The organism is Rosenbergiella metrosideri (genome assembly GCF_022602565.1).
GTDB classification, from domain to species: Bacteria; Pseudomonadota; Gammaproteobacteria; order Enterobacterales; family Enterobacteriaceae; genus Rosenbergiella; species Rosenbergiella metrosideri.
Window position 1 is genome coordinate 28,271 of the sequence record NZ_JALBCV010000022.1, and the last position, 1,629, is coordinate 29,899.

2 protein-coding genes are annotated in these 1,629 nt (G+C 33.9%); both read left to right on the forward strand.

The window, feature by feature from the left end; all coding sequences use genetic code 11:
• Positions 1–830 (forward strand): type II secretion system F family protein (locus tag MKR94_RS15450; protein WP_241647752.1); only part of this gene is annotated, 830 nt, incomplete at its 5' end.
• Positions 823–1,554, forward strand: coding sequence for a tetratricopeptide repeat protein (locus MKR94_RS15455; RefSeq protein WP_241647753.1), 732 nt, complete (start codon positions 823–825; stop codon positions 1,552–1,554). The genes MKR94_RS15450 and MKR94_RS15455, both read left to right, overlap by 8 nt.
• Positions 1,555–1,629: the final 75 nt, after the last annotated feature.

Below are 1,629 nucleotides of genomic sequence, written 5' to 3' on the forward strand. Positions count from 1 at the left end.
TACTAATATTTATGTTTCCTTTGATATTATTATTATTTTTTATCAACAAAAAATACAGAGAGGTTTCGATTAAGAAAAGTTATACTTTAATTGATGCGAAGGTTCAGCAATTAAAGCTACAAGAACATAAAGAACATCAGCATACAGAAGCTGTACTTGAGCAAAATAGTCAAACCCTTAGCTTGTACCGACGTATAGATGGCAGCTTTATGGTGAAAGTCATTTTAGCGGTAGGTCTTAGTGTTCTAAGTATACTAGTAAGTAAGTTAATGTCTTGGGACCTAGGGAAAAGTGACTATATTGTTATTATCATTTTGAGTATGGTAGTGACAATCATTTTCCCCAGCATGCTCCGTGCAATGTATGTACGAAAAAAAGTTAAGAAGTTAACTGCAGAATTACCCTGGATGATCGATCTTCTAGCGGTAAGTATTCAGTGTGGGATGACGCCAGAACAAGCTTTTAAATTTCTTGCTAGCAAAATGTCGGGCATCAATCCTGACTTTGTTCCTTTTATACAGAGATTAGTCCGTAGAACCGAAATGAGTGGTTTAAGTCATGCATTACATCACTTTAGTCAAGAAATACCGTCCACTGAGACCCGACTATTTTGTGCAATGTTAGAGCAGAGTTTACAGTACGGCTCATCATTATATGAGCAATTGATGGATCTATCGCGTGATATCCGTGAAATTCAGCTACTCAATACAGAAGAAAATATTGGGAATTTATCAGCTAAGATGAGTGTTCCCCTAATTCTTTTCTTTATGTTTCCGGTTGTTATTATCGTTGCCGCACCAGGGATTATGAGGATATTTTCAAATGGTTAATTTAGGGCGCTATCCACTTTTTACTCTTATGTTTCTATTATCTCTATCAGGCTGTACTAACAATTATAGTAAAGATAACAATAAAACGACTCTAAATAATGAGAATATTTTATTAAAAGTAAAAAACTATACCGGATTGATTAAGTTAAAGCGTGAGGAGCTTAAGAAAAATAACACCCCCAAAGTCCGATATGATTTAGCCTATTATTATTATCAATCGCAAGACTACAGGTCTTCAATGTATTACTTAAAGCCATTGTTGTCATCTGGTGCATCTCCCGATGTTTATCTATTACAAGCTAAGAATCTTTCACAGTTAGGAAAATATAAACAATCTTTAAGTTTTGTAGATATAGCATTAACTAAAGATAGAAATAATTCAGAAGGATTAAATTTACGGGGGGTTATACAAGCTCAGATGGGTGATCTTGATAAAGCTCTCAACTCCTTTACTCTGGCAAGAGTAGGTTACAAACAAGAAGAAAATGTTGTCAATAATATGGCGATGATTTATATCATTCAGAAAAAATATACCGAAGCTGTTCAGTTACTTTTACCAATATATTTACGGGGTTATCAAGATAGCCAAATAGACCATAATTTAATTTTTTCTTTGGCTAAAAGTGGTGACCTTCGTTATGCTAAAGATATTCTTAAAAAAAGAGGTTACAGTAAACATCCGGATCTTTTAGCGACAGATCTCTTTAATGTTCAAACGTTTTGATTGGAGTCATTCAATGAGGAGTTTTTTGAATAAAATCACTAGTAATAGTGGTGTGATATCGATAGAGTTCTCATT